Source organism: Citrobacter sp. wls827, from assembly GCF_005280875.1.
In the GTDB taxonomy this organism is placed as follows: Bacteria; Pseudomonadota; Gammaproteobacteria; order Enterobacterales; family Enterobacteriaceae; genus Citrobacter; species Citrobacter youngae.
Genome location: NZ_SZWR01000022.1, coordinates 129,825 through 153,120, shown reverse-complemented (window position 1 = coordinate 153,120; position 23,296 = coordinate 129,825). Strand labels below are relative to the sequence as shown.

Genomic DNA, 23,296 nt, shown 5'->3' with positions numbered 1-23,296 from the left:
AAACTCCTTACAAAACCGCGCTGAATGTCGCGCTGTTGGTTTCCGTACCGCTTAATGTGGCCGGATAAACCACATATTCCCCCTGATCCCATCCAGCCCGTATTGCCAGGCTCTCAGATGTAATCACTTCAAACTGATAACGGCGGCATGTTCGCCCGTACTGGCGGATAATCTGGATCATCAGTTGCGTGTTGTCCGAAATCTGGCTGTCCGTGACACGTACCTGAATCACGTCCCAGTCAATGTCTGGCTGTCGCTCCAGAAGCTCCACATACCCAATCCCCAGCCGTTCAAAGATATTGATAAATCCTTCTACCGAGCCGGCATCACGCGCATTGATAAAGGCGTATGCCACGCGCTTGCGAAACAGGCTCAACGGCTCTCCATCAAAACGGGTAATATCGCGGTCATAAGCCAGCAGGTTCAGCAATGCCGGTGTGCAGGTCAGCGGATCAAACTGATTAATCGGCCAGGTTATCCAGCCGTAAACCTCCGCCCAGAATCGCCGCGCTGTATTCCGCAGCTTCTTCGGCTCCCCCTGATTCATCCAGGAGGGAAGCACCATTCCGGCCAGCTTTTTCATGAACTCATTCATTTTCAAGACTCACCACCAGTGATTTCAGACGCGGCACATTCAGCTCACTGGTAATGTCACCCAGTGAAAAAGCCAGCGAATCCGCCAGTGAAAAGGTTTTATGGATCTCGCGCCCCAGTTGGGAAAATGAGAAACGCGAATATGGCCACGTCTTTCTGACGTCAAAATCCGCATTTTCACGAAAAGCACAACGGATCAGGTTTTCAATCCCGTTCTTCAGGCTGTTCTGTTCATCGCCTGTCAGGTTGGTCAGATTTCTGACGTATACCGTCACGGCCAGATCGTGAAGGGTTTCAGGCATGGCGTAACACTGCATATCGTCGCCGTGGCCATGATGCCCCTGCGTATTGATGTAATCATTCACCGCATCCACAAACGGCGCGGAAGCCACCCCACTGTCCAGCAACAAATACGCGTTTGCGGTACCTGGTCCTCTCGGCGCGTCATGCTCAAAGAAAATCCGGTCAATACTCAGCCCGACAACACCGGCAATCATTGAACGGTAAACCGCATCCGTGTGGTAATTGCCCACCAGGTTGAACTGATTCCGGCAGCGTTCCCGCAGTTCATCATCACTTTCCTCATCAGCCCCCGGTACCGTCAGCCAGTTTTCCTCACTGACCACGTGGCTGATGCCATCAACGGCCACCGGCAGAATACGATAATAACCCGGCGCAAGGTTGTATGCGCCGCCTGTGCCGGTCGCTTTTACCGGCAGCAATGCGCTGGCCGTGCCGGAGGGGATCACCACATCCTCAGTGGTCGCCAGCTCATACACCCGGCCGTTTATGCGTTCAGTCTGGATAACCGTTCCGGCCTTCACCGTCACCACCGCTCTGGCATCTTCTTTAAAGAACCTGATCGCGCCCTGTGCTGCACTGGCGGGCTTTGCCGTGACATTCACCGCCCAGGCCAGCAGACGCAACATGCTCCCGCTGGCCGTGGCCACAAACATATTGGCCAGCACGGTGAATACCAGAACATCCTTCAGCCACATCACCGGTGCTGTCACAATGGCCGTAATCAGCCGCCAGAACGGTGACATGCGGGATGTGTTAGTGATGATCCCTTCCTCGGCCGCTATCGCATTGAAGCGTTCGCGCACTTCCGATTCCGTCACCGGCATCCCGCTGGCTTTCACGACATCCTCAAAATCAACCTGGGGCTTTTCCGTCATAAGTCCACCTGATAAGAAAGTGTGCCAAAATCGTAAGTGCTGGCCGTCACCCAAAGGCGCTTCTGGCTTTCTTCACTGATTTCCACTGTCCCCGGAACGATGCGTTCATCGTTTTCAACCAGTAATTCCAGCTGCGTAAAAATATCTGCTCTCAGTGTCGGGCTTCGCTCTGCAATTAATTGCGTGGCCAGTCCGCTTTCAATAATGGCGTGAATAATGTCCTGCCCGATACTTTTTCGGTTATTACACAATTCAGGCTCATTTCCGGCATTTAATAAGAAATCGCCCTTCTCAATAAGCAGGTCAATATAAAGAACATCACTCATGCATTAAGCTCCTGCCATTCCATTAGCTGGGAGGGTGAAAGCGCTTCTTTAGTATGGAAATGCACTTCACCTATTTTTTTGCTGTTATCCGTTACTGATTTTGAGTTTTTGCTGATAGAGCTGCTGATTCCGCCCCGGTCAACACCTTTTAATTCCCCGCCAGTAGAAAGCGTATTAGCTGTCAGTGCCGGCTGCGCTTCGTTCGCCAGTGAAATATCGACGCCAGGAATTTTATTGAGCTGTCCGACGATCCAGTTCCACGACTTCAGAAACCCGCCTTTGATGGTCTGCCAGACGTTATCAAACAGGGATACAATCCCGCTGGCCATCCCGCTTAATGCCTGAGAAGGTGAGAAGCCGGCCAGCAGGGCAATAAAACTGTTCCAGCCGTCCTTAATCCCCTGCCACGCAGCGGAGAACACGCCAGCCAGCCATTGCACCACGCCCGCCACTGCCGTAAACGCCGCCGTATTCATCACCGCCGCTTTAACATCATCCCAGTGCTTAATCAGCAGGTAACAGCCCGCCGCCAGCAGGGCTATGGCTCCAATAACCAGCAACACCGGCCAGCTCATCAGATTGATGCCAATGCCGGCCATAATCGCCGCCATGCGAACAGCCAGTAGCGTGCCACGAAGAAATTTAAGCGTCAGGTTCCAGGCTGTAACGGCCTTTGAGGCAATCCAGACGGTGGCGGTGTATATCTTCGTGACCAGCGTCAGGGCGCTCCAGAGTCCCTTCAGCCCCACCAGGATAAATTTTGAGACGCCCATGACAATATTTGTCACCGCCCCCGCTGCCGCCACGCCAAAGAGCGCAAGCTGCACGTAACCAATCACACGCGCAATATTGGGAAACAGCTGCATCCAGCGGGCAAAGGTCTGCCCCATATCGGCCAGACGATTCAGAACCGGATACAGTACAGGGATCAACGTCAGTCCAATGACGGTCTGGATGGCTTTCAGGATCTGCACAAAGCGATCCCACGGTTTCACCAGCTTCCCTGCCATCTCCTGTGTCCGCTTCAGCCCGTCAGAACCGCCCAGCTCTGTGATATTGCGCTGCAGTAAGGCCACATTGCCGTACAGGTGTTTAACCACCGCCGAACTGTCACCAAATGCCGCATCCAGCTCCGCCTGTGCTTTCAGGTTCCCTTCCAGGCTTTTGCCATACTTTCCCTGTAATTTGATCAGCATTTCGGGCATGGACAGCATTTTGCCGGTGGCATCCGTGAATGACAGCCCCAGTTTTTTACCGCCTTCAATGGCTCCGGTCATGAAGCCTTCGTAAGCGCTGCTGGCTTCCGTTCCCAGTGTGCGGTTCAGTTGCCCCAGCACAGCCAGTTGCTCATCCAGCCCCACGCCGTAGTTGGTACCCACGCCGCGCGCACCTTCCATCAGGTCTTTGATGACGCCCATTTCCGTGCCGAAGACCTTGCGCATGTACACCATTTTCCCGGCCAGCTGTTCCGCAAACTGGACTTTACCCAGCCGTTCAGCATCGGCGGAAAAGTTGCCGTACATCTGCCCCATAAACTCCGCTGTTTCGGCAGATGTTGATTTCAGGGCAAACGCCAGCGTGTTGGCAACTTTCGTCACCTTCGGCAGTTCATCGCCGGTCAGGCCGGCAATGGCGGTGTTGATGCTCTCGGTCGATTTGACAAACTCCACCGCACTGGCACCGTAGGTTGTACTGAACCGCAGCGCATCACGCTGTACGGTCTTTAATGCTTTGTCATCAATACCTTTTGCCGCTGCATCATTCAGCGCGTCATACATCTCAATGGCCGGCGATAACGCCCCTTTAATGGCCATCCCTGTACCGATTAACGCCACGGCACCGCCACCAATCTGCGAAAAGGCTGCTTTTGATTTTTCAGCAAAGCCGGTGACACTGCTCTGCGCCTGTTTTAACGGGCGCGTCAGTTTATCAATCAGGCTTAATGTAAAATCTAACTGTTTCATCCTGAACCTTTAAACGCGGTGCCTATTCCGTTAGCGACCGCTATTCGCATATTTTCCCAGTGGCGATTATCCAGCCAGATAGCGGCGGAAATATCATCCACGGAATCCTGACCGTGTGGTAAATAATGACGACGCAAAATTAAATATTGTTCGAGTCCGTTCTGTTCAATTGACCGGACTCGCTTTGTCAGTTTTTTACTTCAATTTCCAGCTCAGGCGCATAAATTTCATTTACCTTTCCGGCAAGCTGAATGGCTGCGCCCGGACGTTTCAGAATGTCTTCCAGCGCTTCTTTACATTCTGGCGTTACAATGCGGATAAGGTAATTGTGGGCAGGTGCCACTTTATTATCCATCGCCATTTCATTGATGAATTTATTATAAGCCGTCTGATTTGGCTCAAAGGTAATTTCTTTTTTACATACAACCAGATTAATTTTTTCCATAAATAACGTTCTCTCTTAAATTAATTTCATCAACCAGCGCGTTATGACGTGCAGCACACTGCCCGTATAACTCCAGATAAAGTGTCAGTAATTCCGCTGCGTCTTTTCCCTGCGTGCCACTCAGACGTGGCAGCTGCGTGACGCATTTAGTTTTCAGGTTTTCCTGATAGCGTACGTTCGGTACTGGTGACGGCTTCGTTGTACATGCTGACAAAATCATCAGACAGGCACTTATTGGTAAATACCGGCTTAACCACTTCCGTACGAATCTCACGCGGTGGCGCATTTTTCAGTGCCTCCAGTTTATCTTCCAGCCGGCGACCAGATATGCCGGCAATATCCGCCAGCTGTTCCCCGGTCGCGGCGGCCGCTTTTGAGACAGTCAGATCAATACTGTCCCGCTGCCAGCCGGCTGTTTTCCAGCCGGCCAGAAATGCCAGAGCAAGGGTGAATAACCAGCCTGACACCACGCGATCCATCAGCGCACCCCGTTATGTTCCAGGCTGAAATGATTACCATCCGGACGGGTTTTAAAGCGTCCGCCCCAGCTCCCGCCCAGCGACTCCCAGTATTCACCCAGTGGCAGATAATCTTCCGTGCGGGTTTTGTACTCACCCTTCACGAACAGGTTAAAATCCACCGCCAGACGCAGGGTATGCAGACTGTTGGAAATACCGCTGCCCTTCTTCGCGTTCAGTGCCGCCTGTTCCGGTGTCCGGTACGCTTCACCAAACGTCAGCCACATCCCGTTGGCGTTGGCATACTGGATCAATAAAGCAATCATTGATGTAAACCGTTGTTGTTTCTCGCTCAGCGTCATTTCCCTGTCCCTTTATCAAAAATCCCTGTAAAACCCCGTTTACGCAGCCAGGCTTCCACCACGTTCTGCCCCAGAATGCCCAGCGCGGAACCAAACCCAGCCAGCGCAAGCGGATGAATATCCGGGACAAAGTACAACGCCACGCCGGCAATCAGTGACAAACCACTGCCCACAATGACGCGGCCTGTCACCAGCCGAAGGGTGATCGGCTCGTCACTGTTAAGTAATTTACCCAGCGCAATCATTGCCCCCATGACTGCCAGTGCAATGAACCCCTTTTCATACTCCTGCATCCTTGCAGCCTCTTATCCAATCAGGTTTTCCGTGGCTTCCGATTCCAGATACGGTACGCCGTTGATGTTGACGAACTTCGGACTGGTCACGAAGTATTTGATTTTGTGCGTGGATACACTGCCCCCCTTCGGATCGCCATCCAGAACACTGTTGAGCTGGAGCTTGTTCCCGAAGGATTCCACCTTCATTTCTTCGCTGCCGGCTTTGGCGTAAAAAAGGAAGTCCACAGGGGGAATGCCCCGCCATGAACCGGCTGAACGGGCTTTGGCCGTCAGTACCTGAAGCACTTTTGAGCTGACTTCAATTTCCCCTTCGGCGGCAACATCGCCGTCAACATAGCCGTCCGGGACACCGCGTGTCTGGGCTGCGGCGCTGTTGTCGGTGATATCCAGCGAAATCTTTTCGATGTGGAGCAGGTCGCCGTCCACATACACGTCAAAGGACATCCCTGAAATACGTTTGGTCATGCGCTGGCCTCCAGACTCGAATCCAGTAACAGACTGATGGTGATCTGCAGTGGTACTTCATACGTACGCACCACAATGTAGATATCCACCGCCTTTTTGTTCTTCCAGACAATGGTCACGTCACCGTCCTGCGGTGGCTTCACTTCGCCCGGAAATGACACGCCGTTAATGCTGGCCGCCGTGGACATTTCACGCAGCGGACGGGCAAACAGCGTCTGGTGTGCGGCAATACTGCCCGGTGTACTGTTGAGTGAACGATCGGCAATCTTGCCGATGGCCAGCAGACGGACGCGACGTGCAGCCTTATCCACAATACGCAACGTCTCAATCGACTGATAATCACCGCCCTCAACGTCCAGCGTGCGACCGTCAGACCAGTAAAAGCCGTCATAGTCCGGATACCACATTGGCACGCTGAAACGCTGTGCCTCCAGCGCCTGAAGGGTCGCCAGCTCCAGTGTTGCTCCTGTGCCATCTTTCGGCAGTTCGTCACTGCCCAGACTCAGTAATGGTCCGGTTTTCACCCGCGCCGGACTGTCAGCGATGGTAACAGCGCGATTACAGAGGCGACCGGCCAGCACGCCCGGTTCATGCCCCCACAGACGCGGAACAAGCTGCACGGCTTTTTCCGCAATACCCTGCTGAAGTGTGGACATACGCGTCAGGTAATCCGCCTGTGCTTCGTCTTCCTGCATTCCCTGTACGGCCAGAATGAACCATACCCAGCGACCGTATTTTGCAATCAGTTCTGATCGCAGCGTTGCCGCCTGGTTAATCTGCTCTTTTGCTGCCACATCATCAGACAGCACCACACCTTCCACCGAACAGGAAACCTGTGCCGCTTTGACGGCATCAACCCACGCCCCCGGCTCACTGTCAGCGGCCAGTACATGGATAAACCCCCACCAGTTTTGCCCGGCATTAGCCAGTGCGGCCAGAACATCACTTTTTAATGGGCTGTCCCCCTCGCCCAGCAGCGCATCGAAATCACTCTGTGCGTTAACTGCCAGCGTTTTCCCTACATTTTTGGTTCCCGTACCGATAAACAGCAGCGTGCGCTCCACTTCCGTGGTTTCACCCAGCAGCTGATTTACCTGGTTTACGGTCACAATTGGCCAGGTCATGATCTCCCCCTGATATCCTGCGCGTTAACATCCCAGCCGAACCCGATAGCCTGAAGCTGTCGCGCCAGCGCTTTGTTAAAATCATCCTGACCGATCCCCAGAAATCCCCTGGCAGGTAAATCAATCTGCCAGGATGTTTTGACCGGCTTGTCCTCCAGTATCCGGATAAGCAAACCTGCCTGTCTGGCGGTCATTTTTTCCTGTATTTCCTTATATCCGGGCTTGCGCCAGCGCTTGCCGCGCCTGACTTTATACCCGGCCTTACGCAGACGTTTCGCCTGTCGCAGTGATGCAGGTTTATCCCCCTGCTCACGGCCTTCCACCTGCTTGCGGTTGACGGTTACGCTCATGCCGTTCTGCTGGACATAACCCACCACGCCGGCAGGCAGATTTCCCTTCGCATTCCGGTAATTGCCACCGGTCAGATACAGCCTGACAGACTCCGTTTCCGGCATTTCACGGATGCGGATAAGTTTCGGCATATTGCGCAACATTTTGCCTTTACGCCGGGTCTGTCTCCCCTGCCACTTATCCCCCTCCGGTGACTGCTGATTGCGCACATTGCGCTTTGCTGCGGCTTCCACGCCGTATTTCGCCATTCGCCACAGCAGCCGACGACGTTTGGCAGGAGGCAAATCGAGCTTTTTCAGCGCCTCCTGGAGCTGGCGGAACTGTTCCTGATTCAGTTCGCCATTTATCATTCCTGCCCCTCATTAACGGGGATCACCGTCACCTCATCCGCCGTCCAGACTTCGGGATTTGCCAGCTTCCAGCGCTGGCCATCAAACGGGATCTGACCTTTGGGATCGGGGATCAGATTCAGTTCCTCCACCATTGGCAGCGTCACCACCATAATGGCGGTTTCCTGGTCGATGGTTTCGATATCAAATTCCGGCAGTTCGGCATCAATGCCGGTTTCCTCAAAGAGCGCCCGCTCATCCTGGCAAAGCCACGACATAAACAACGCCATCAGGATTTTGGGATCGTACTCACGGTAGGGATAACGCTCCCACGTCAGCACAGCGTTATAGCGAATGATGGCAATGCGATATTGCCCCAGCCCGGTGTCACGCTGTGCCGGGATGAATGCGATTTCATCCATCTGGCTGTCAAAGCCCTGCATTGCCCTTTTGGGCATGTTCGCAATGAGAAAATCCGTTAATTCGGTGAGCTGGCTCATATCATGGCCACCGTGATGCGTTTCAGCCCTTTAATACGCCGTACCGCCAGCGTGGATTCCGCTATCAGACTGGATCGGGTTTCATCACTTTCCTGCCCCGGATGGCTTTCACGGCGACCAACAGACGCAAACTCGCCCATCAGGTCAGCTTTGGCACGGGCAAAAACAGCTTTGCGGTAACGGGCGCACAACAGATTTTCACCGTCAATCTCAACGCCCGGAACGTCCGCCGCGCTTGCATGGCCACTGAGGCGACACTCTGCCACTACCCTGACCAGATCATCATTGATTTCACCAGCTGCGGTCAGTAACGCCTGACGGATGGTGGCTGCGTCGATATCGGCTGGAATAGCACGCTGGGACTGAAAATCCTTTACGCTCAGGTCTGGCCAGAAGCCATCATTCGTCAGAATGGCATCATCAAAATCAATTGCGGTTCCGCTGAACATCCTGTTCCTCCGGAAAAAAGCGGGCTGGCCGGTTTCCACGGGCGATACGCTGATGCGATCCCCTCCACCGCGCCCGCTTTCGGGTCGGTAGTCTTATTCGCCGCTGACTGCGGCCTGAATCTCGCCTTCTTCAAACCACGAATCAACCGCACGGCCATCAGCGGCCTGATAGTGGATGAGATACTGATTACAGCAGTGGGTGTATTCTGCTCGGGCTTTCACATGCCCTTTCTCACCGCTGACAGAAATCTTCACTGCTTGCCCAAGAGAATGTTTAAACGCCATTTTTGAACTCTCCGATGATTATTTTTCAAGCGCCCGCAGACGGGCAGCGATACGCTGCAACATCGTGCCAACGCCACATTTAGGGTCGAATCCCTTCGCCTGCTCCAGCAAATCCTTCGCCCGGAGCAATACATCCCTGTCTTCCGTTGCCGCTGCGCGTGGCTCTCCGTTCTCATCGCGTAGCAGGTGCAGACCGGCAAACTTCACGTATTTGGCCTTAATGACCTCATACACATTCCAGTGCTGCATAACGTTTCCCAGCGTACGGCTGAAATACGGCTCCACATCCTGCCCCTGTGCGGCTTCCGTCTCCGCCCAGGCCAGTACCGTATCGGCCACAAACACCGGGAACGCACTGCCGAACTCGGCCGGGGTTTCCTGTCCCCGTTCGATGGCCACATCCGCCCAGTCCAGCGCCTGATCGAACTGGCCGGTATCAAACAGCCAGACGACACACCAGGCAAAAACGGGATTCTGATGCGTACTGTCACTTTCCAGCCAGGTTTGTGCGGTCGGCATCCAGCGGGGCAACAGCACATCACGCTTGAACTCCATGCGCTCCGCACGGTTGCTAATCGCTGCGGCCGCTGCCACATCCTTTTCCAGCGCGGCAATCTGGACATGCAGACTGGTTTCGCTGTCAAGTGACTGCTGCTGACGCAGTAACCGCTCCGCCGCTATACGTGCACTGTGTCGCTGTGCCGGTGACAGTTGCATCAGTTCCCCCTTACTCGCCCGCTGATACCGCGCCAATTGTCACCGCGCTTTCATCAAATGCGGCGTACAGTTCCGGGTATTCCACGGCGTAACCTTCATTACGCAGGTATTTGTTTTCATACTGCTTACGGTCTTCCACAAACTCCGCTTTACGCTGACGCGTGCCGCGCTGGGTGTAGATGTGCAGGTTAGGCAGTGTGGTAACAATCATGCGTTTGCCAGGCATAAACGGCGGAACATACGCCGTACGGCCGGCGATACTGTCAGACAGCAGCTGTGCGGCAATCTTTTCAGTCGGTTTATCGGCTTTCTGGTACAGACGGAAAGATTCAGCAGCCACCAGGTCAGCCCCCACCAGAACCACCAGACGCGGGTCATTACGGAACTGTGCCGGGATTTTGGCGTTGATAAGGTCGGATGCCATTGCATCAAGTGACACATAATCGCCTTTACCGTCACCATCGAGCACAACCGCATCAGTGACAATCTGCTTACCGCCATCCCATTCTTTAACGATCTGGTGCCAGCCTTTGTTCACATCTTCGCCGTTCGGGTTCTTGTCGGCATCCGTAGTTTCAGCAACAGATTTACCGTTGAAGCCGATACGCAGCATATCCAGCGCAAACGCCTGATTGGTGAATTCCTGGACACGCTGGAAAAACTCGTTTTCATCGCCGGCGTTCGCCCAGACAGAAAGCAGTTGCCAGGTCAGCGCGGCACACGAATCCGTTTCGACCAGCTTGTAATCATTACCGCTGACGCCCACTTTTTTACGGAAACGGCCATCCAGAACACGCCCGGTATACAGGCCAGAACTGCCAACCGGCACCACCTGCCCCTGTAACTGGTCAACATCAGCAACCGTCAACAGATTCAGGAAAGATGATTCTTCCAGCAGCGCATTGCGCATCTGGGTTTCTTTCGGGTCGGTCAGTGCAAACCAGCGGTCGCCATCGGTCGCCCCGTAGGATTCACGCAGCCCGTTGTGGTACTGACGCAGAAACTCACGGGCTTTTGCATTCAATTGCATATTCATTTTCCTTAGAGAAAATCAGCATCATCCCTTACAGGAAGTTGAAGCCTTTTTTGCCCTTGCTGAACTGCTTGCTTGGCAGCCTGGTGATTTTATCGTTCAGCTTGCTGAAGCCCTTCACCAGCTCCGGCAGGTTGCCGACCAGACGCGCGAAATCTTCGGTATCCACCACTTCCTTAACGGTGTCCACGTCTTCCTGCACATCAGATACCGCTTCTTCCGCCTCACCCAAACGGGTTTCAATGGCTGATACACGCTTATCAATCGCATCCAGCGCTTCAGCGAGTGCCTGTAAAGCATCAGGCTGTAATGTTTCCTGATCCTTGATCTCTTCTGGTTCTTCAATACTGAAAAAATGGCGCCAGCCCTTTTTCGCGGTCTTTGACATTCCCTTTTCCTTTTTAAATTCCCTGACTTCATCAAACGCCAGCGGTTTATATGGACCGATGCGTTTTCCTTTGGTGCGGCTGAAACGTAGCCGAGTGGTACCTACCCCAGCCGGACTGTCAGTAACAGCCAGCCCCTCAAGATAGGTTTTGCCTGTACTTCTGAAATTACCGTCCGGGGTAAACTCCGGTGATAAAAATAAAAGCTGACCCTTTGCATTTGCCTGAAGCAATGAAATAGCCGGGCAAAGACGGGCATATAAACGCAAGATTCCTTCATCATCACGTTCAGCTTTTAATTCCAGTACCTCACCCATATTTCCGTAATTACGGGTATGTTCCGGCCATAACAAGGCAGGATAAAGTGAGTAGTCATATAACTCGGCAGCATCCAGTAACCATTGTTCCTCAATGGTTCGCTTATCCACCGTTTCACCCGCAGTAGCGATACAAATCCAGTTTGTTGCCAGCTGTGAACCTGACATATTGCCTCCCTTCCTGCTGCGGTTTTCAGTATCGCCAATTAAATTAACCGCCGCATTCACTTCATTTCGGATATAAACAATTAACCGAACACATCAGAAATAAAGCAGGATTTAATAAAGAAACGCCCGTGCATAATGTGTGCATGGCTAAATACTCAGAAGAATTAAAAGGCGTTGCGCGGGCGCTTTATTTAAAACGTTATACCCCGCAGGAAATTGCCAGTGAACTTAATCTGCCTAACAGACGCATTGTCTATTACTGGGCGGAGAAATATTGCTGGGCGGAATTACTCAGCCACGAATCAACCGAAGATGCATTAAACCGCCGCATTCAGTCGCTGACATTACGTGAAGGGAAATCGGAGCTGGAGCTGCGGGAGCTGGACAGCCTCGTTTCTCATCTCGTTAAACTGCGAGCACAGCACAATAAGCATCAGGAAAAGCTGGCAGAAATTAAGCACAGCGAAAGTGATGCGCCGGCTTCCCGCCAGTCCGGTGGAGACGAAAAGCCCCGGAAACGTGGCAAGTACAAAAAGAATGATATCAGCGGACTGACACAGGAAGATTTTGACCGGTTCGCGCTCGAGCACCTTTTCGGCTACCAGAAACACCTTCGCGCCAATCTCCATCAGCAAATCAGGAATATCCTGAAAAGTCGCCAGATTGGCGCAACCTGGTATTTCTCAATAGAAGCCTTTGAGAATGCGGTTATGACAGGTGATCCGCAAATCTTCCTGTCCGCGTCAAAGGCTCAGGCTGAAGTATTCCGCAGCTATATCGTCAATATTGCGGAGCAGTATTTCGGCGTGGAACTGACAGGCAACCCCATCCGCCTGTCCAACGGCGCGGAGCTGCGCTTCCTGTCCACCAATAAGAACACCGCCCAGTCATACAGTGGCCATCTCTATTGTGATGAATATTTCTGGGTACCCAACTTTGCAAAATTAAACGAAGTGGCCAGCGCAATGGCCACACACGACAAATGGCGCACCACCTACTTTTCCACCCCCAGCAGTAAAACACACCAGGCTTACCCGTTCTGGACGGGCGAGGAATGGAAACGCGGCGACAAGAAACGCGCACGCGTGGCGTTCCCAACAGAGAAGGAGCTGCGTGACGGCGGACGATTATGTCCTGATGGCCAGTGGCGCTACATCATCACGCTGGAAGATGCGATTGCGGGCGGGTTCAATCTGGCCAGCATCGAAAAGCTGCGCAATCGCTACAACCGCGACACCTTCAACATGCTGTACATGTGTGTATTCGTGGACAGCAAGGACAGCGTTTTTTCGTTCTCCCATGTGGAACGCTGCTGTATTGATCCGGATATCTGGGAGGATCATGACGAAGACCTGCCCCGGCCGTTTGGCAATCGTGAAGTGTGGGCGGGTTATGACCCGGCTCGCAGCGGCGACACTTCAACCTTTGTCATTGTCGCCCCGCCGATAGTGGCCGTCGAAAAATTTCGCGTGCTGCGTGTATTCCACTGGCAGGGTATGAACTGGAAATGGCAGGCGGCACAAATCAAAAAACTGTTTGGCCAGTACAACATGACTTACATCGGCATTGATATCACAGGGCTGGGGAGTGGTGTATTTGAAGATGTTCAGCACTTTGCCATGCGTCAGGCAGTGGCTATCCGCTACGGCGTGGAAACGAAAAACCGCCTGGTGATGAAGATGATCGACGTTATCGAAGACAACCGCGTGGAATGGGACAAGGAGAAAACCGAAATCGCCGCCAGCTTTATGACCATCCGCAGAACGTCCACGGCCAGCGGTAACGCCATGACGTTTGTTGCCGACCGTACAGCTGAAACCGGCCACGCTGACAGTTTCTGGGCTATCGCCCATGCCATTGACAACGAACCATTAAACTTTGAAAACCAGCGTAAATCACGCTGGGGTAACTTAGGGAAAGCAGCATGAAAAAACGGAAATACAGGGAACGCCGCACCGTTGCCAAACAGCGCCATATGAGCCTTATCACCCTGGGTAAGCCAGAACCCATTCTGACGACCGGCACGAACTATACAGACGTCTGGTATGACAATGAGGCGGAACACTGGACGCTCCCGATTGACAGGCTGGCACTGGCGCAACTGGTGAACCTGAACGCACAACACGGAGGCGTACTGTATGCCCGTCGCAATATGGTGACAGCAAATTATGATGGCGGCGGCCTGACCCATGAACAGCTTGGCGCGGCCGTGTTTGACTGGCTGACGTTCGGTGATGTGGCCATTCTCAAGGTACGTAACGGCTGGGGGGATGTGGTCGCACTGTACCCGCTGCCGGCACTCTATACCCGCCAGCGTAAGACCGGGGAATTTGTTGTGCTGCAGCAGGGTGAACCGATGATTTACCCGCCTGAAGATATTATTTTTCTCAGGCAGTACGATCCGCAACAGGCGATTTATGGTCTGCCAGATTACATCAGCGGCATCCACTCCGCCCTGCTCAACGGTGAAGCCACGATTTTTCGCCGGCGTTACTATCACAACGGCGCACATACGGGCGGTGTGCTCTATTCTAATGACCCGAACATGACCGATGAAGTGGAAGAAGAAATCATTCAGAAGCTGGAGCAGTCGAAGGGGATCGGGAATTTCAGCACCATGTTTGTGAATATCCCCAAAGGCGATCCGGATGCCATTAAATTTATCCCGATTGGTGATATCAGCGCCAAAGATGAGTTTCAGAACGTAAAAAGCATCAGCGCTCAGGACGTACTCACCGCACACCGTTTCCCGGCCGGTCTGGCGGGGATTATCCCCACGAACGGGGCTGTGATGGGAGATATTGAGAAAGCGGCCAAAACCTACCGTAAAGCGGAGATTTTACCTATTCAGCGCATGTTCACCGCCGCAGTGGAGCAGGAAAGTGATGTACCACCCCACCTGTACCTTAATTTCCTGAAAGACAGTGAGCTGGAAGGTGATTAATGTCCGAAAAAAGGCTAAAATATCATCGTTTTCCAACTTCCGGAGCGATGGATATGCGGGTAATGAAGGTTTACTGTCCGGTATGTGAGGCAAGGGCTGTTATCAAAAAAACAGCCAGAAAACACAAGGAGCTGTCAGATTTATATTGCGCCTGTACTGATGTTGAATGCGGTCACACTTTTGTGATGAATATGACGTTCTCACATACCATCAGCCCCAGCGCCAAATCCAGCGATGCGTTGATCGCCACTATCTGCAATAGCCTTGATATGCAGCAAAAACAGCTGATGCTCAAGTTTTTAAGTCAGGACGGCACAGCAGCCGCTTAGAAAAAAGCACCGTATTGGTGCTTTTTTTTACTTCTGTTATCCGTCAAGGTTCCTGAAGCATATTTATAAATGAGAATGTGGCCAGACCATAACCAATTGCACAAGCAATGATGATGCAAAATAAAGTGACTACATCGTGATCCGTTTTTCTCACGACTTTTGAAAGCAAAGCCAGAACAAGCGATGCTCCCCATAATAACCAGTCAGACATAATCCTATTTCTCCCTACTAAATATCCAGCACCGGAACGTTTCCGGCATCCTCTGCATATCCCCTTTACCACGGTTATGGCGCTCACTTACCGCGCTGCGCGTGGTGCTTTGTCTGATGAACCGCCGTTCATTACCGTTTTTAAGCAGCTTTTTAATTTCCGTTAACGTGAATGGAATACGCTGCCGGTGTGCTGCCGCAACTTCTTCCATGTGGTTGAAATTAACTGCAATTTCATTTTCATCTGATGAATGGTTGATGCCATAGGGTGCCAGTTCATCCAGGTAATCAAACAGCTCCCAAAACTCCTGCACCATCGGGTGATCCTTTTTAAGCGCCTGACAACGTTCAATGGCCAATGCGGTGATGGCTTCACGCGTTTTTTCTATGCGCTCAACCGGCACCGGCACAACAAGCGCAAGCGCCTCCAGCAAGCCCACAAGCTGCGCGTGATTCTTTGCAATACGGATATGGCGAATATTGCTGTTAGACTCCAGCTCATTCCTGGCGCGTTCGTACCCCTTGCCGAACGTCTGCATGATTTCTTTTTCGCGCATAGTGGCCAGTAGTGTGAATCCGGATACCTGACTAACGGGGAGTTGTTCAAGTCGTTCTGCGGCATGGCGCGTCTGAATAGACTGCCCACGCTTGTCTGTATAGATATGGATAATACGCTCCAGAAACGCCTTACTGCCGTCTGTATCGGCGTTCTGTGCGATCACAATGCTGCCCCTGAATGGCGGTTCGTATGTCTCGTTATTGTTGGACTTTATCCCCACAGCACGGGAAGCGCGGCCGTTATACAGCGATTTCAGCTCATCCCAGTCAAAAGCGCGTTGCTTGGCATTATCCGTGGTGCGGTCGCCTTCGATTAACACAACCGGCAGGTTGCCGACCTGGGCAAAGTTTCGCCCACGCGCCGCGGCCGTGGATTTAGAAGGATCAAACCCTTCGTATTCTTCACGGCCGGCGAGCTTCCACAGAAATTCAATCAACGTGGATTTACCTGTCCCCGGTTCACCCACGATTTCCAGAAACGGGAATGACTTATCGCGCTCCCGGATTTGTTCGGCAAACAGCGACCCCAGCCAGAACGCCAGCGCCACGTACCCCTTTTCACCAAATGCCGTCCAGATATCGTCAATCCAGCCCGTGGTAAATTCATTCAGCTTTGGATTCAGATCCAGTGATGGTGTCAGGCTCAGGCTTTTTACACTTGCGTGATTGATTTCAAAATAGTCTTCATCGTTCATCTCATACAGCCGGCCATCGCACACGGCCACACGGTTAAACAGCCACGCAGAATAATCTTTGTTGTAGCCGATAAAATTCTGCGTCTTAACCTCTTTTATTTCAGGAAGGCGCATCTGGATGAACTTATCCAGCTGTTTGGTGCTGCCGGTGTATACCGCCCCTTTGGCGATATGCAGCAAACGTTTCTTAAACTCGGCGGAGCTGGTGAGCTGGTTCGCAGTGAAGGTATCCTTCACTGCTGGCCGGTTCGGCATGTTGACCTTAACGTAATACCAGGACTCGTCAGTAGGTTCAGAACGCTGGAAATAGAGTGGAGTCAGCCAGCAGTTAGCAATTTCTGTCACGCCGCCAGATTCTTTCACCGCACGTTCTTTGGCTTCCCAGTCCTGGATAACTTCGCTAGCGGTGCTACTGATTCGCTCATAGGCTCGCATGTACCTGTCCAGATCCAGTTCAAACCAGTACATGCGGGAATTGTGTTCAAAATAGAACGAATGCCACTCATTATGTTGATGCATGAGCAGCGCTTTTTCAGTCGGGCTTTTCGCCAGCAGAATATCGCCATAGTAGCGATAATTTTTGATGTCCGATTTACTGAATCGGCCACGCAGTAACAAGTCATTCCAGTCCAGACTGGAGGATGATTTCACCGGCTGCGCCGCGCGAACTTTCCAGCCGGCAGCCTCGCTACGGGCAGCAAACGCCAGCGTATGCTTTGTGCCGGCCTTATCGCCGTCAAACGCCCATACAAGGCGTGGGCGCGGTTTTTCACCCAGTTCTTTGGCCAGGGTATCCAGTGCGGCCAGCGGGTAGTTGTTACTGCTCAGCGTGGCAACGGCGGGTAAACCTGCCTGGCAAAGACTCAGCGCATTAAATATCCCCTCAGTGATCCAGATTTCATTCACTTCCAGCAGATTGACAGAAGGTGGCACCCACCAGTGACCGACATAGCTCCCTTTGATATTGGCTTTTTGCTTACCAAAGCGTTGGGGCTGGTCAATAATGCGTTCCCATATGGCACCACAGGACAGCTTAAATCTAACCGTTGCCGAACCCATATTATCTTTGGCAAACGCACCCTGGGTGAAGAAACCCTTCAGTGGTTCGGTATCCAGCCCTCTGGCCTCACGCAGATACGCCTCAGCAGCTGCGTGTGGTGTTTCTGGTGTGTCCTGATACCGCGTAGACCAGTCCTCAAAAATATCCGGGTACAGTTCTTTAACAACGACCTGATGGCCGCAGTTATTTTCGCGGCCACACTTCAGAATCCAGGGCTTATCTATGCTGGTGAATAATTCGCGCTTACGACACTTAGGGCATACACCCTGCTGCAAATACTTATCCCGCTCTTTAAACTCAAAATCCTGAACAAGACGGCGCACAACGTCCTGTTGTATCGTTGCGTTCATATATAATCCATGTGTGAAATAATGAATAAAAGGCAAAAACTATATTCTGTACTGCTTGTTATATCTTTCATGTGTCATTAACTCCCAGCTTCTGCCCTTATCCTTGCTAAGTAATCGCCAGCGATAGGAGACATGAACAGAGAAATAATGATTCGGCTTAATAACCTGATATATTTTTTTGCCACTGTAATATTCTGTCAGCGCTGAAAATGCCTTGTTAATGACACTTTCACTTGCATGAGAGGTCACTTTCAGCATAGTTACTTCACACTAGATATTTTTAGTAAATACATCCAGACATAAGAGACAACCTTCACCTGATGAACAGCGTCATCCAGGGCATGGTGAGGAACCCCTTCAAATTTGATAATTTTATTGATATTCAGACCCAAATCTCTTGCCAACTGTTCAACCGTTCTTACATCACGGTCATTCCAAAAATTCCAGAATGGAAAACGATAGCCGCACTTTTCTACTGCATTCCGAAGAATTACATTATCAAAACTGGGTCCTTTTCCCCACACCTGTAAAGTATGTGTATCACAATTATTATTAATAAAGGTTAATAAATCCTCAATTACATCACGCAAGTCCTGGCTTCCACCATAAAGCCATGCACGGCTAGCCTCCGGCTCTTGCCGCATCCACCACAAAACTGTCTCAGCACCTATAGTGCAGCCATGTGCAACACTGCTCTCCAGCATAATATTACGATAAAACGTTGCCCCCATTTCCCCTGATGCAGGGTCAAAAAATACCGCACCTATAGAAGTAATTGCAGCAGTTGGTTTGTTATCCATTGTTTCAAGGTCAATCATTAAATGTTTCATGGCATTCCCTTAATGTTAAACAGCTTTCAGATTAGAATTGTTTTTTCTCATTACTCCTGAAGCAAGAGACGAGAGCACTGGAATATTATCTTCCGTTGGTATATCACCATTAAATGCCATCAGTGTAATTTTGTGAAGTTCGGCAAAATCATCAACATCATTATTAAATCGTGCTGTTGCGGATATTCCTTCCAGACACTTAGCCAACTGAAGATTCAACTCCATCAAATGAATACCGTCACTGTGGACAGAGAAATTTTCTTTATCAATCGCTGTTGCCTGTGCGTGATAGCTTTGCAACAAATTCCGAATAAGCGTGGCATATTTGCTTTTCATAGTTAATTTCACATTATCTAATGAAGTTAATATTTAATTCTGATTTCTGGATTTTTCAGTTGTGAATAGCCGATTTTTCCAATCGTGCCATTCCGGGGGAGCTTCTTTTGCAAGATGTTCCGCATAAGCATCCCACTCGCCACGATGAATATAAATTTCACCACCTTTCTTTGATGGGTTCTGAGGGTCTTTCATTCGGATCACCGGCAATTTTCCAGCCGTGGCCATCTTGCGAATTGCAGCTGGTGTTTTGCCGATATATTCAGCAAAAAGCTCAGGGGTCACCAACTCTGAAAGCGCGTTTTCTGCTAGCTCCTTCATCTGTGATATCCTCCGTTAGTTTAGGTTCCTAGTACGCTTTAAGACGTATTAGGGTTTGTTTTGGTCTTCTAAAGAAGACTTTACGCAAGGATAGTCTACACATGAATACCTCGTCAAGGACTCATGCTCAGAAATTGCGACAAATCAGGAAAGCTGAAGGGCTAACACAATCATCTTTCTCAGAGATGATCGGTATCGCTTTGAGTACGGTTAAGAACTATGAAAGCGGCCAGAGGGAGGTTGGGTTAGCAATTCTTGATGTAGTACTGAAACACCCACAATTCGAAAAATACACACTCTGGCTAATGACAGATAAAACGGCACCAGTTGCGGGACAGATATCCCCGTCTCTCTCCCCTGATGGGCAAGACAACAAAACATTATCCCGCTCACCCCGAAAAATTGGCTAAACATCTGGTTTTTCTATGCGTTAGAGCAAAATTTACATAATGACTCAAATATCGGAGGGCTTCGCTATGTCGATTAAGAAGCTCGATGATGGTCGTTTTGAAGTGGACGTAAGACCGCGCGGAACTTCAGGGAGAAGAATTCGCCGCAAATTTAGTCGTAAAGCGGAAGCTCAGGCATATGAAAAGTATGTTCTGACAAATTTCCACGATAAAGAGTGGCAGGACAAACCCGCTGACAGAAGACTACTGTCTGATTTGATTGCCATATGGTGGAGTTATCACGGGAAGAATCACAATTATGGTGACTCATATAAAAAGCGCCTGGATAAAATCAATCGTGAAATGGCCGAACCTAGAGTATACGAACTTACCCGTAATTTTCTGATGAAATATCGTGCGGAAAGGCTTCACAGCGGAGTTTCAGCCGGAACGGTTAACAGGGATTTCTGTGTCATGTCCAGCATGTTCAGTCTGTTGATCGATATGGAGGAGTTCCACCACGAAAATCCATTCCATGCGGTGAAGAAACTGCGTCTGGAAAATACAGAAATGTCGTTTCTGTCTGAAGAAGAGATCCGCAATTTACTGATTGCTCTTACCGGTGATGACCGCAGGGTTGTCGTTCTGTGCCTGAATACAGGTGCACGATGGGGAGAAGCCAGTAATCTCAAAGCTGAACACGTTATAAGTAACCGTGTAACGTTTGTTAAAACCAAAACTGGTCCAGCTCGAACCGTACCGATATCAAAGGAAATCGCGGACTATATCCTCACACGTAAATCGGGGAAATTGTTCAATACCAACTATGAACGGGTTCGTGATGTTCTGCGGAAGGTAAAGCCAGACTTACCGAAAGGTCAGGCACTGCATGTTTTACGCCATACCTTCGCAACGCATTTCATGATAAACGGTGGAAATATCATCACGCTGCAGCGCATTTTGGGGCATACGACAATTGAGCAAACAATGACATATGCGCACTTCGCCCCAGATTATCTGACTGATGCCATACGATTTAATCCAATGCGCGGGAGTGTCCACATAATGTCCATGAACTAGGGCATTTTAGGGTGTATTAGGGTAAAAGAGGCGCTCATAACATATTGATTTATCAATGAGCGCCTTATTTGACGGGCATTATAAACGCACCTTCGGGCGCGTTTTTTGTTGACATGGTGAAAACAGTACGGGTACTTTACTGATGTAGCCAAAGGAAAATTACATGAAACTTGTCCCGTTCTTCTTCGCATTCTTTTTTACCTTCCCCTGAATGGGAGGCGTTTCGTCGTGTGATAAAGAATGCGAAGACGAACAATAAGGCCTCCCACAACGGGAGGCCTTTTTTTTGATAACAAGAAAGGCAACACTATGACATCGGAAAACCCATTGCTGGCGCTGCGCGATAAGATCAGCACGCTGGATGAAAAATTACTGGCCCTGCTGGCTGAGCGACGTGGACTGGCCGTAGAAGTTGGCAAAGCTAAACTGCTTTCACATCGTCCGGTTCGTGATATCGACCGTGAGCGCGACCTGTTAGACCGCCTGATTCAGCTTGGCAAAGCACATCATCTTGATGCTCATTACATTACTCGCCTGTTCCAGCTGATTATCGAAGACTCCGTCCTGACCCAGCAGGCGCTCCTTCAGCAGCATCTGAATAAGAGCAACCCGCATTCCGCTCGTGTTGCCTTCCTGGGACCAAAAGGGTCTTACTCACACCTCGCCGCCCGTCAGTATGCCGCACGTCATTTTGAGCAGTTTATTGAAAGCGGCTGCGCGAAATTTGCCGATATCTTTAATCAGGTTGAGACCGGACAGGCAGACTACGCGGTAGTGCCTATTGAAAACACCAGTTCCGGTGCGATTAATGACGTTTACGATCTGCTGCAGCACACCAGCCTGTCTATCGTTGGCGAGATGACGATTACTATCGATCATTGCGTACTGGTGTCGGGAACAACCGATCTGGAGAGCATCGACACGGTATACAGCCACCCACAACCGTTCCAGCAGTGCAGCAAGTTCCTGAACCGCTACCCGCACTGGAAGATTGAATACACTGAAAGCACTTCAGCTGCGATGGAAAAGGTCGCCCAGGCTAATTCGCCACGCGTGGCAGCCCTGGGAAGCGAAGCCGGTGGTGTACTGCATGGTCTGCAGGTACTTGAGCATATTGAAGCTAATCAGACACAAAACATTACCCGCTTCGTGGTACTGGCACGTAAAGCAATCAATGTTTCTGACCAGGTTCCAGCGAAAACAACGTTGCTGATGGCGACAGGACAACAGGCAGGTGCGCTGGTAGAAGCATTGCTGGTGCTGCGTAACCATAATCTGATTATGACCAAGCTGGAATCACGCCCGATTCACGGCAATCCGTGGGAAGAGATGTTTTATCTCGATATCCAGGCCAATCTGGAATCGCCCCAAATGCAAAAAGCATTGAAAGAGCTGGGTGAGATTACGCGTTCGATGAAAGTATTGGGATGTTATCCGAGTGAAAACGTGGTGCCGGTCGATCCAAGCTAACGTTTGACAATGCCGGATGGCACTACGCTTATCCGGCATCTTAATTAAGGACGGCTGTCATTCGCCTGGCGTAACAAAGTACGGCTTTCACTCTGGAAGCGCTGCGCATAGTCGCCAAACCAGTGTTCCACCTTACGGAAACTGTCGATAAAAGCCTGCTTATCGCCCTGCTCCAGTAAACCGATCGCCTCACCAAAACGTTGGTAGTAGCGCTTGATCAGCGCAAGGTTGCTTTCAGACGACATAATAATATCGGCATAGAGCTGAGGATCCTGGGCAAACAGACGGCCAACCATTGCCAGTTCAAGACGGTAAATAGGTGAAGAGAGCGCCAGCAGCTGCTCCAGTTGAACATTCTCTTCCGCTAAATGCAGACCGTAAGCAAAGGTCGCAAAGTGACGCAATGCCTGAATAAACGCCATGTTCTGATCGTGTTCAACGGCGCTGATCCGATGTAGTCGTGCACCCCATACCTGAATCTGTTCCAGAAACCACTGATAGGCTTCCGGCTGACGTCCATCACACCAGACGACGACCTGCTTTGCCAGGCTGCCGCTGTCCGGACCAAACATTGGGTGTAACCCCACCACCGGACCGTCATGTGCCGCCAGCATCGCCTGCAGAGGACCATTTTTCACTGAGGCCAGATCAACCAGAATACAGTCAGGCGGCAGGCGCGGTAATTTGGCGATTACCAGTTCGGTGACGTGGATCGGCACACTGACGATCACCATGCCTGCATCGGCGACGATCTCCGTGGCGCGATCCCAGTCCTGCTGTTCCAGGATCCGCACCTGATAACCAGACAGCGTCAGCATCTTCTCGAACAGCCGCCCCATCTGTCCGCCACCACCGACGATCACCACCGGACGCAAAGAAGGACAAAGCGTCTTAAAGCCTTTGTCATTCTCACTGGAATAAGACTCGCGCATAACCCGACGCAATACATCTTCGATCAGATCTGGCGGCACCCCCAG

Annotated in this window: 31 protein-coding genes and 1 other annotated feature; of the genes, 7 read left to right on the top strand and 24 right to left on the bottom strand. The window is 51.2% G+C overall.

All coding sequences use genetic code 11. From position 1 onward, the window contains the following. Positions 1 to 7: 7 nt before the first annotated feature. From FDX03_RS19415 to FDX03_RS19330, 18 genes are all read right to left on the bottom strand, one after another. Positions 8 to 595, bottom strand: coding sequence for a phage tail protein (locus FDX03_RS19415; RefSeq protein ID WP_137346443.1), 588 nt, complete (start codon positions 593 to 595; stop codon positions 8 to 10). Continuing rightward, positions 588 to 1,772, bottom strand: a complete 1,185-nt coding sequence (locus FDX03_RS19410; RefSeq protein ID WP_137346442.1) for a baseplate J/gp47 family protein — start codon at positions 1,770 to 1,772, stop codon at positions 588 to 590. The genes FDX03_RS19415 and FDX03_RS19410 overlap by 8 nt, the downstream gene beginning before the upstream one ends. Continuing rightward, positions 1,769 to 2,098, bottom strand: a complete 330-nt coding sequence (locus FDX03_RS19405; protein WP_137346441.1) for a DUF2590 family protein — start codon at positions 2,096 to 2,098, stop codon at positions 1,769 to 1,771. The genes FDX03_RS19410 and FDX03_RS19405 overlap by 4 nt, the downstream gene beginning before the upstream one ends. Continuing rightward, entirely contained in the window at positions 2,095 to 4,062 is a 1,968-nt protein-coding gene (locus FDX03_RS19400; protein WP_137346440.1) for a phage tail tape measure protein, read from the bottom strand. The genes FDX03_RS19405 and FDX03_RS19400 overlap by 4 nt, the downstream gene beginning before the upstream one ends. A 187-nt stretch (positions 4,063 to 4,249) precedes the next feature. After that, entirely contained in the window at positions 4,250 to 4,507 is a 258-nt protein-coding gene (locus FDX03_RS19395) for a putative phage tail assembly chaperone (RefSeq protein WP_137346439.1), read from the bottom strand. Next, positions 4,494 to 4,727, bottom strand: a complete 234-nt coding sequence (locus FDX03_RS23655; protein ID WP_137346438.1) for a hypothetical protein — start codon at positions 4,725 to 4,727, stop codon at positions 4,494 to 4,496. The genes FDX03_RS19395 and FDX03_RS23655 overlap by 14 nt, the downstream gene beginning before the upstream one ends. After that, a complete protein-coding gene (locus tag FDX03_RS19385) occupies positions 4,654 to 4,986 on the bottom strand; it encodes a hypothetical protein (protein ID WP_137346437.1) in 333 nt (110 codons plus the stop codon). Before FDX03_RS19385 ends, FDX03_RS23655 begins: the two co-directional genes overlap by 74 nt. Next, entirely contained in the window at positions 4,986 to 5,327 is a 342-nt protein-coding gene (locus tag FDX03_RS19380; RefSeq protein ID WP_137346436.1) for a M15 family metallopeptidase, read from the bottom strand. Before FDX03_RS19380 ends, FDX03_RS19385 begins: the two co-directional genes overlap by 1 nt. Further along, positions 5,324 to 5,620 carry a phage holin family protein gene (locus FDX03_RS19375; protein WP_088903155.1) on the bottom strand — a complete coding sequence of 99 codons (297 nt, stop codon included), beginning with the start codon at positions 5,618 to 5,620 and terminating at the stop codon, positions 5,324 to 5,326. The genes FDX03_RS19380 and FDX03_RS19375 overlap by 4 nt, the downstream gene beginning before the upstream one ends. A gap of 12 nt (positions 5,621 to 5,632) precedes the next feature. Then, positions 5,633 to 6,088: a phage protein gene (locus tag FDX03_RS19370; protein ID WP_137346435.1), complete on the bottom strand. Its 456-nt coding sequence runs from the start codon at positions 6,086 to 6,088 to the stop codon at positions 5,633 to 5,635. Continuing rightward, the gene (locus FDX03_RS19365) at positions 6,085 to 7,212 is read right to left on the bottom strand and encodes a DUF2586 domain-containing protein (protein ID WP_137346434.1); all 1,128 of its coding nucleotides are present in this window, start codon (positions 7,210 to 7,212) and stop codon (positions 6,085 to 6,087) included. Before FDX03_RS19365 ends, FDX03_RS19370 begins: the two co-directional genes overlap by 4 nt. Next, entirely contained in the window at positions 7,209 to 7,913 is a 705-nt protein-coding gene (locus FDX03_RS19360) for a hypothetical protein (RefSeq protein WP_044713206.1), read from the bottom strand. Before FDX03_RS19360 ends, FDX03_RS19365 begins: the two co-directional genes overlap by 4 nt. Continuing rightward, positions 7,910 to 8,392, bottom strand: a complete 483-nt coding sequence (locus tag FDX03_RS19355) for a phage tail protein (protein WP_045719146.1) — start codon at positions 8,390 to 8,392, stop codon at positions 7,910 to 7,912. The genes FDX03_RS19360 and FDX03_RS19355 overlap by 4 nt, the downstream gene beginning before the upstream one ends. Next, the gene (locus tag FDX03_RS19350; protein WP_137346433.1) at positions 8,389 to 8,841 is read right to left on the bottom strand and encodes a head completion/stabilization protein; all 453 of its coding nucleotides are present in this window, start codon (positions 8,839 to 8,841) and stop codon (positions 8,389 to 8,391) included. Before FDX03_RS19350 ends, FDX03_RS19355 begins: the two co-directional genes overlap by 4 nt. 93 nt (positions 8,842 to 8,934) lie before the next feature. Then, positions 8,935 to 9,126, bottom strand: a complete 192-nt coding sequence (locus FDX03_RS19345; RefSeq protein WP_061595519.1) for a hypothetical protein — start codon at positions 9,124 to 9,126, stop codon at positions 8,935 to 8,937. An 18-nt stretch (positions 9,127 to 9,144) separates the two neighbouring features. Then, entirely contained in the window at positions 9,145 to 9,843 is a 699-nt protein-coding gene (gene gpM / locus FDX03_RS19340) for a phage terminase small subunit (RefSeq protein ID WP_137346432.1), read from the bottom strand. A 10-nt stretch (positions 9,844 to 9,853) separates the two neighbouring features. Further along, on the bottom strand, positions 9,854 to 10,873 hold the full coding sequence (locus tag FDX03_RS19335) for a phage major capsid protein, P2 family (protein ID WP_137346431.1): 1,020 nt from the start codon (positions 10,871 to 10,873) through the stop codon (positions 9,854 to 9,856). A 34-nt stretch (positions 10,874 to 10,907) separates the two neighbouring features. Continuing rightward, positions 10,908 to 11,747 (bottom strand): GPO family capsid scaffolding protein, encoded by an 840-nt coding sequence (locus tag FDX03_RS19330; protein WP_137346452.1) that lies wholly within the window; start codon positions 11,745 to 11,747, stop codon positions 10,908 to 10,910. Positions 11,748 to 11,890: 143 nt separating this feature from the next. Here FDX03_RS19330 and FDX03_RS19325 point away from each other — a divergent pair, with 143 nt between their 5' ends. The 3 genes from FDX03_RS19325 to FDX03_RS19315 are packed head-to-tail and all read left to right on the top strand — an operon-like array spanning position 11,891 to position 15,020. Next, the gene (locus tag FDX03_RS19325; RefSeq protein WP_045721523.1) at positions 11,891 to 13,675 is read left to right on the top strand and encodes a terminase family protein; all 1,785 of its coding nucleotides are present in this window, start codon (positions 11,891 to 11,893) and stop codon (positions 13,673 to 13,675) included. Then, on the top strand, positions 13,672 to 14,691 hold the full coding sequence (locus FDX03_RS19320) for a phage portal protein (protein ID WP_137346430.1): 1,020 nt from the start codon (positions 13,672 to 13,674) through the stop codon (positions 14,689 to 14,691). The genes FDX03_RS19325 and FDX03_RS19320 overlap by 4 nt, the downstream gene beginning before the upstream one ends. Continuing rightward, on the top strand, positions 14,691 to 15,020 hold the full coding sequence (locus FDX03_RS19315) for an ogr/Delta-like zinc finger family protein (protein WP_137346429.1): 330 nt from the start codon (positions 14,691 to 14,693) through the stop codon (positions 15,018 to 15,020). The genes FDX03_RS19320 and FDX03_RS19315 overlap by 1 nt, the downstream gene beginning before the upstream one ends. A gap of 43 nt (positions 15,021 to 15,063) precedes the next feature. On the opposite strand, the gene FDX03_RS22765 is transcribed toward FDX03_RS19315, so the two are convergent. From FDX03_RS22765 to FDX03_RS19290, 5 genes are all read right to left on the bottom strand, one after another. Continuing rightward, entirely contained in the window at positions 15,064 to 15,231 is a 168-nt protein-coding gene (locus tag FDX03_RS22765) for a hypothetical protein (protein ID WP_170973114.1), read from the bottom strand. A gap of 4 nt (positions 15,232 to 15,235) precedes the next feature. Continuing rightward, positions 15,236 to 17,893, bottom strand: a complete 2,658-nt coding sequence (locus tag FDX03_RS19310) for a toprim domain-containing protein (RefSeq protein WP_137346428.1) — start codon at positions 17,891 to 17,893, stop codon at positions 15,236 to 15,238. 260 nt (positions 17,894 to 18,153) lie between these two features. Further along, entirely contained in the window at positions 18,154 to 18,723 is a 570-nt protein-coding gene (locus FDX03_RS19300; protein WP_137346426.1) for a 3'-5' exonuclease, read from the bottom strand. Between the two features lie 15 nt (positions 18,724 to 18,738). Next, complete coding sequence (locus FDX03_RS19295; protein ID WP_137346425.1) at positions 18,739 to 19,059, bottom strand: hypothetical protein; 321 nt, start codon at positions 19,057 to 19,059, stop codon at positions 18,739 to 18,741. Between the two features lie 33 nt (positions 19,060 to 19,092). Beyond that, a complete protein-coding gene (locus FDX03_RS19290; RefSeq protein ID WP_137346424.1) occupies positions 19,093 to 19,380 on the bottom strand; it encodes a Cox family DNA-binding protein in 288 nt (95 codons plus the stop codon). A gap of 101 nt (positions 19,381 to 19,481) precedes the next feature. Here FDX03_RS19290 and FDX03_RS19285 point away from each other — a divergent pair, with 101 nt between their 5' ends. The 4 genes from FDX03_RS19285 (at position 19,482) to pheA (ending at position 22,319) form a co-directional block, all read left to right on the top strand. Next, a complete protein-coding gene (locus FDX03_RS19285; RefSeq protein WP_137346423.1) occupies positions 19,482 to 19,790 on the top strand; it encodes a helix-turn-helix transcriptional regulator in 309 nt (102 codons plus the stop codon). Between the two features lie 66 nt (positions 19,791 to 19,856). After that, positions 19,857 to 20,849, top strand: coding sequence for a tyrosine-type recombinase/integrase (locus FDX03_RS19280; protein WP_170973113.1), 993 nt, complete (start codon positions 19,857 to 19,859; stop codon positions 20,847 to 20,849). Positions 20,850 to 21,011: 162 nt separating this feature from the next. Next, positions 21,012 to 21,137 (top strand) — a sequence feature (Phe leader region). Continuing rightward, positions 21,013 to 21,060 (top strand): pheA operon leader peptide PheL, encoded by a 48-nt coding sequence (gene pheL / locus FDX03_RS19275; protein WP_100250063.1) that lies wholly within the window; start codon positions 21,013 to 21,015, stop codon positions 21,058 to 21,060. It overlaps the preceding feature by 48 nt. Positions 21,138 to 21,158: 21 nt before the next feature. Further along, entirely contained in the window at positions 21,159 to 22,319 is a 1,161-nt protein-coding gene (gene pheA, locus FDX03_RS19270) for a bifunctional chorismate mutase/prephenate dehydratase (RefSeq protein WP_061068376.1), read from the top strand. A gap of 44 nt (positions 22,320 to 22,363) precedes the next feature. Here pheA and tyrA read toward each other — a convergent pair. After that, a partial coding sequence (gene tyrA / locus FDX03_RS19265; RefSeq protein WP_249357115.1) for a bifunctional chorismate mutase/prephenate dehydrogenase occupies positions 22,364 to 23,296 on the bottom strand: 933 nt, incomplete at its 5' end.

Coding starts and splice junctions, on each gene's coding strand:
- FDX03_RS19415 (WP_137346443.1), bottom strand. CDS start 595: ATGAATGAGTTCATGAAAAAGCTGGCCGGAATGGTGCTTCCCTCCTGG.
- FDX03_RS19410 (WP_137346442.1), bottom strand. CDS start 1,772: ATGACGGAAAAGCCCCAGGTTGATTTTGAGGATGTCGTGAAAGCCAGC.
- FDX03_RS19405 (WP_137346441.1), bottom strand. CDS start 2,098: ATGAGTGATGTTCTTTATATTGACCTGCTTATTGAGAAGGGCGATTTC.
- FDX03_RS19400 (WP_137346440.1), bottom strand. CDS start 4,062: ATGAAACAGTTAGATTTTACATTAAGCCTGATTGATAAACTGACGCGC.
- FDX03_RS19395 (WP_137346439.1), bottom strand. CDS start 4,507: ATGGAAAAAATTAATCTGGTTGTATGTAAAAAAGAAATTACCTTTGAG.
- FDX03_RS23655 (WP_137346438.1), bottom strand. CDS start 4,727: ATGATTTTGTCAGCATGTACAACGAAGCCGTCACCAGTACCGAACGTA.
- FDX03_RS19385 (WP_137346437.1), bottom strand. CDS start 4,986: ATGGATCGCGTGGTGTCAGGCTGGTTATTCACCCTTGCTCTGGCATTT.
- FDX03_RS19380 (WP_137346436.1), bottom strand. CDS start 5,327: ATGACGCTGAGCGAGAAACAACAACGGTTTACATCAATGATTGCTTTA.
- FDX03_RS19375 (WP_088903155.1), bottom strand. CDS start 5,620: ATGCAGGAGTATGAAAAGGGGTTCATTGCACTGGCAGTCATGGGGGCA.
- FDX03_RS19370 (WP_137346435.1), bottom strand. CDS start 6,088: ATGACCAAACGTATTTCAGGGATGTCCTTTGACGTGTATGTGGACGGC.
- FDX03_RS19365 (WP_137346434.1), bottom strand. CDS start 7,212: ATGACCTGGCCAATTGTGACCGTAAACCAGGTAAATCAGCTGCTGGGT.
- FDX03_RS19360 (WP_044713206.1), bottom strand. CDS start 7,913: ATGATAAATGGCGAACTGAATCAGGAACAGTTCCGCCAGCTCCAGGAG.
- FDX03_RS19355 (WP_045719146.1), bottom strand. CDS start 8,392: ATGAGCCAGCTCACCGAATTAACGGATTTTCTCATTGCGAACATGCCC.
- FDX03_RS19350 (WP_137346433.1), bottom strand. CDS start 8,841: ATGTTCAGCGGAACCGCAATTGATTTTGATGATGCCATTCTGACGAAT.
- FDX03_RS19345 (WP_061595519.1), bottom strand. CDS start 9,126: ATGGCGTTTAAACATTCTCTTGGGCAAGCAGTGAAGATTTCTGTCAGC.
- gpM (WP_137346432.1), bottom strand. CDS start 9,843: ATGCAACTGTCACCGGCACAGCGACACAGTGCACGTATAGCGGCGGAG.
- FDX03_RS19335 (WP_137346431.1), bottom strand. CDS start 10,873: ATGCAATTGAATGCAAAAGCCCGTGAGTTTCTGCGTCAGTACCACAAC.
- FDX03_RS19330 (WP_137346452.1), bottom strand. CDS start 11,747: ATGTCAGGTTCACAGCTGGCAACAAACTGGATTTGTATCGCTACTGCG.
- FDX03_RS19325 (WP_045721523.1), top strand. CDS start 11,891: ATGGCTAAATACTCAGAAGAATTAAAAGGCGTTGCGCGGGCGCTTTAT.
- FDX03_RS19320 (WP_137346430.1), top strand. CDS start 13,672: ATGAAAAAACGGAAATACAGGGAACGCCGCACCGTTGCCAAACAGCGC.
- FDX03_RS19315 (WP_137346429.1), top strand. CDS start 14,691: ATGTCCGAAAAAAGGCTAAAATATCATCGTTTTCCAACTTCCGGAGCG.
- FDX03_RS22765 (WP_170973114.1), bottom strand. CDS start 15,231: ATGTCTGACTGGTTATTATGGGGAGCATCGCTTGTTCTGGCTTTGCTT.
- FDX03_RS19310 (WP_137346428.1), bottom strand. CDS start 17,893: ATGAACGCAACGATACAACAGGACGTTGTGCGCCGTCTTGTTCAGGAT.
- FDX03_RS19300 (WP_137346426.1), bottom strand. CDS start 18,723: ATGAAACATTTAATGATTGACCTTGAAACAATGGATAACAAACCAACT.
- FDX03_RS19295 (WP_137346425.1), bottom strand. CDS start 19,059: ATGAAAAGCAAATATGCCACGCTTATTCGGAATTTGTTGCAAAGCTAT.
- FDX03_RS19290 (WP_137346424.1), bottom strand. CDS start 19,380: ATGAAGGAGCTAGCAGAAAACGCGCTTTCAGAGTTGGTGACCCCTGAG.
- FDX03_RS19285 (WP_137346423.1), top strand. CDS start 19,482: ATGAATACCTCGTCAAGGACTCATGCTCAGAAATTGCGACAAATCAGG.
- FDX03_RS19280 (WP_170973113.1), top strand. CDS start 19,857: ATGTCGATTAAGAAGCTCGATGATGGTCGTTTTGAAGTGGACGTAAGA.
- pheA (WP_061068376.1), top strand. CDS start 21,159: ATGACATCGGAAAACCCATTGCTGGCGCTGCGCGATAAGATCAGCACG.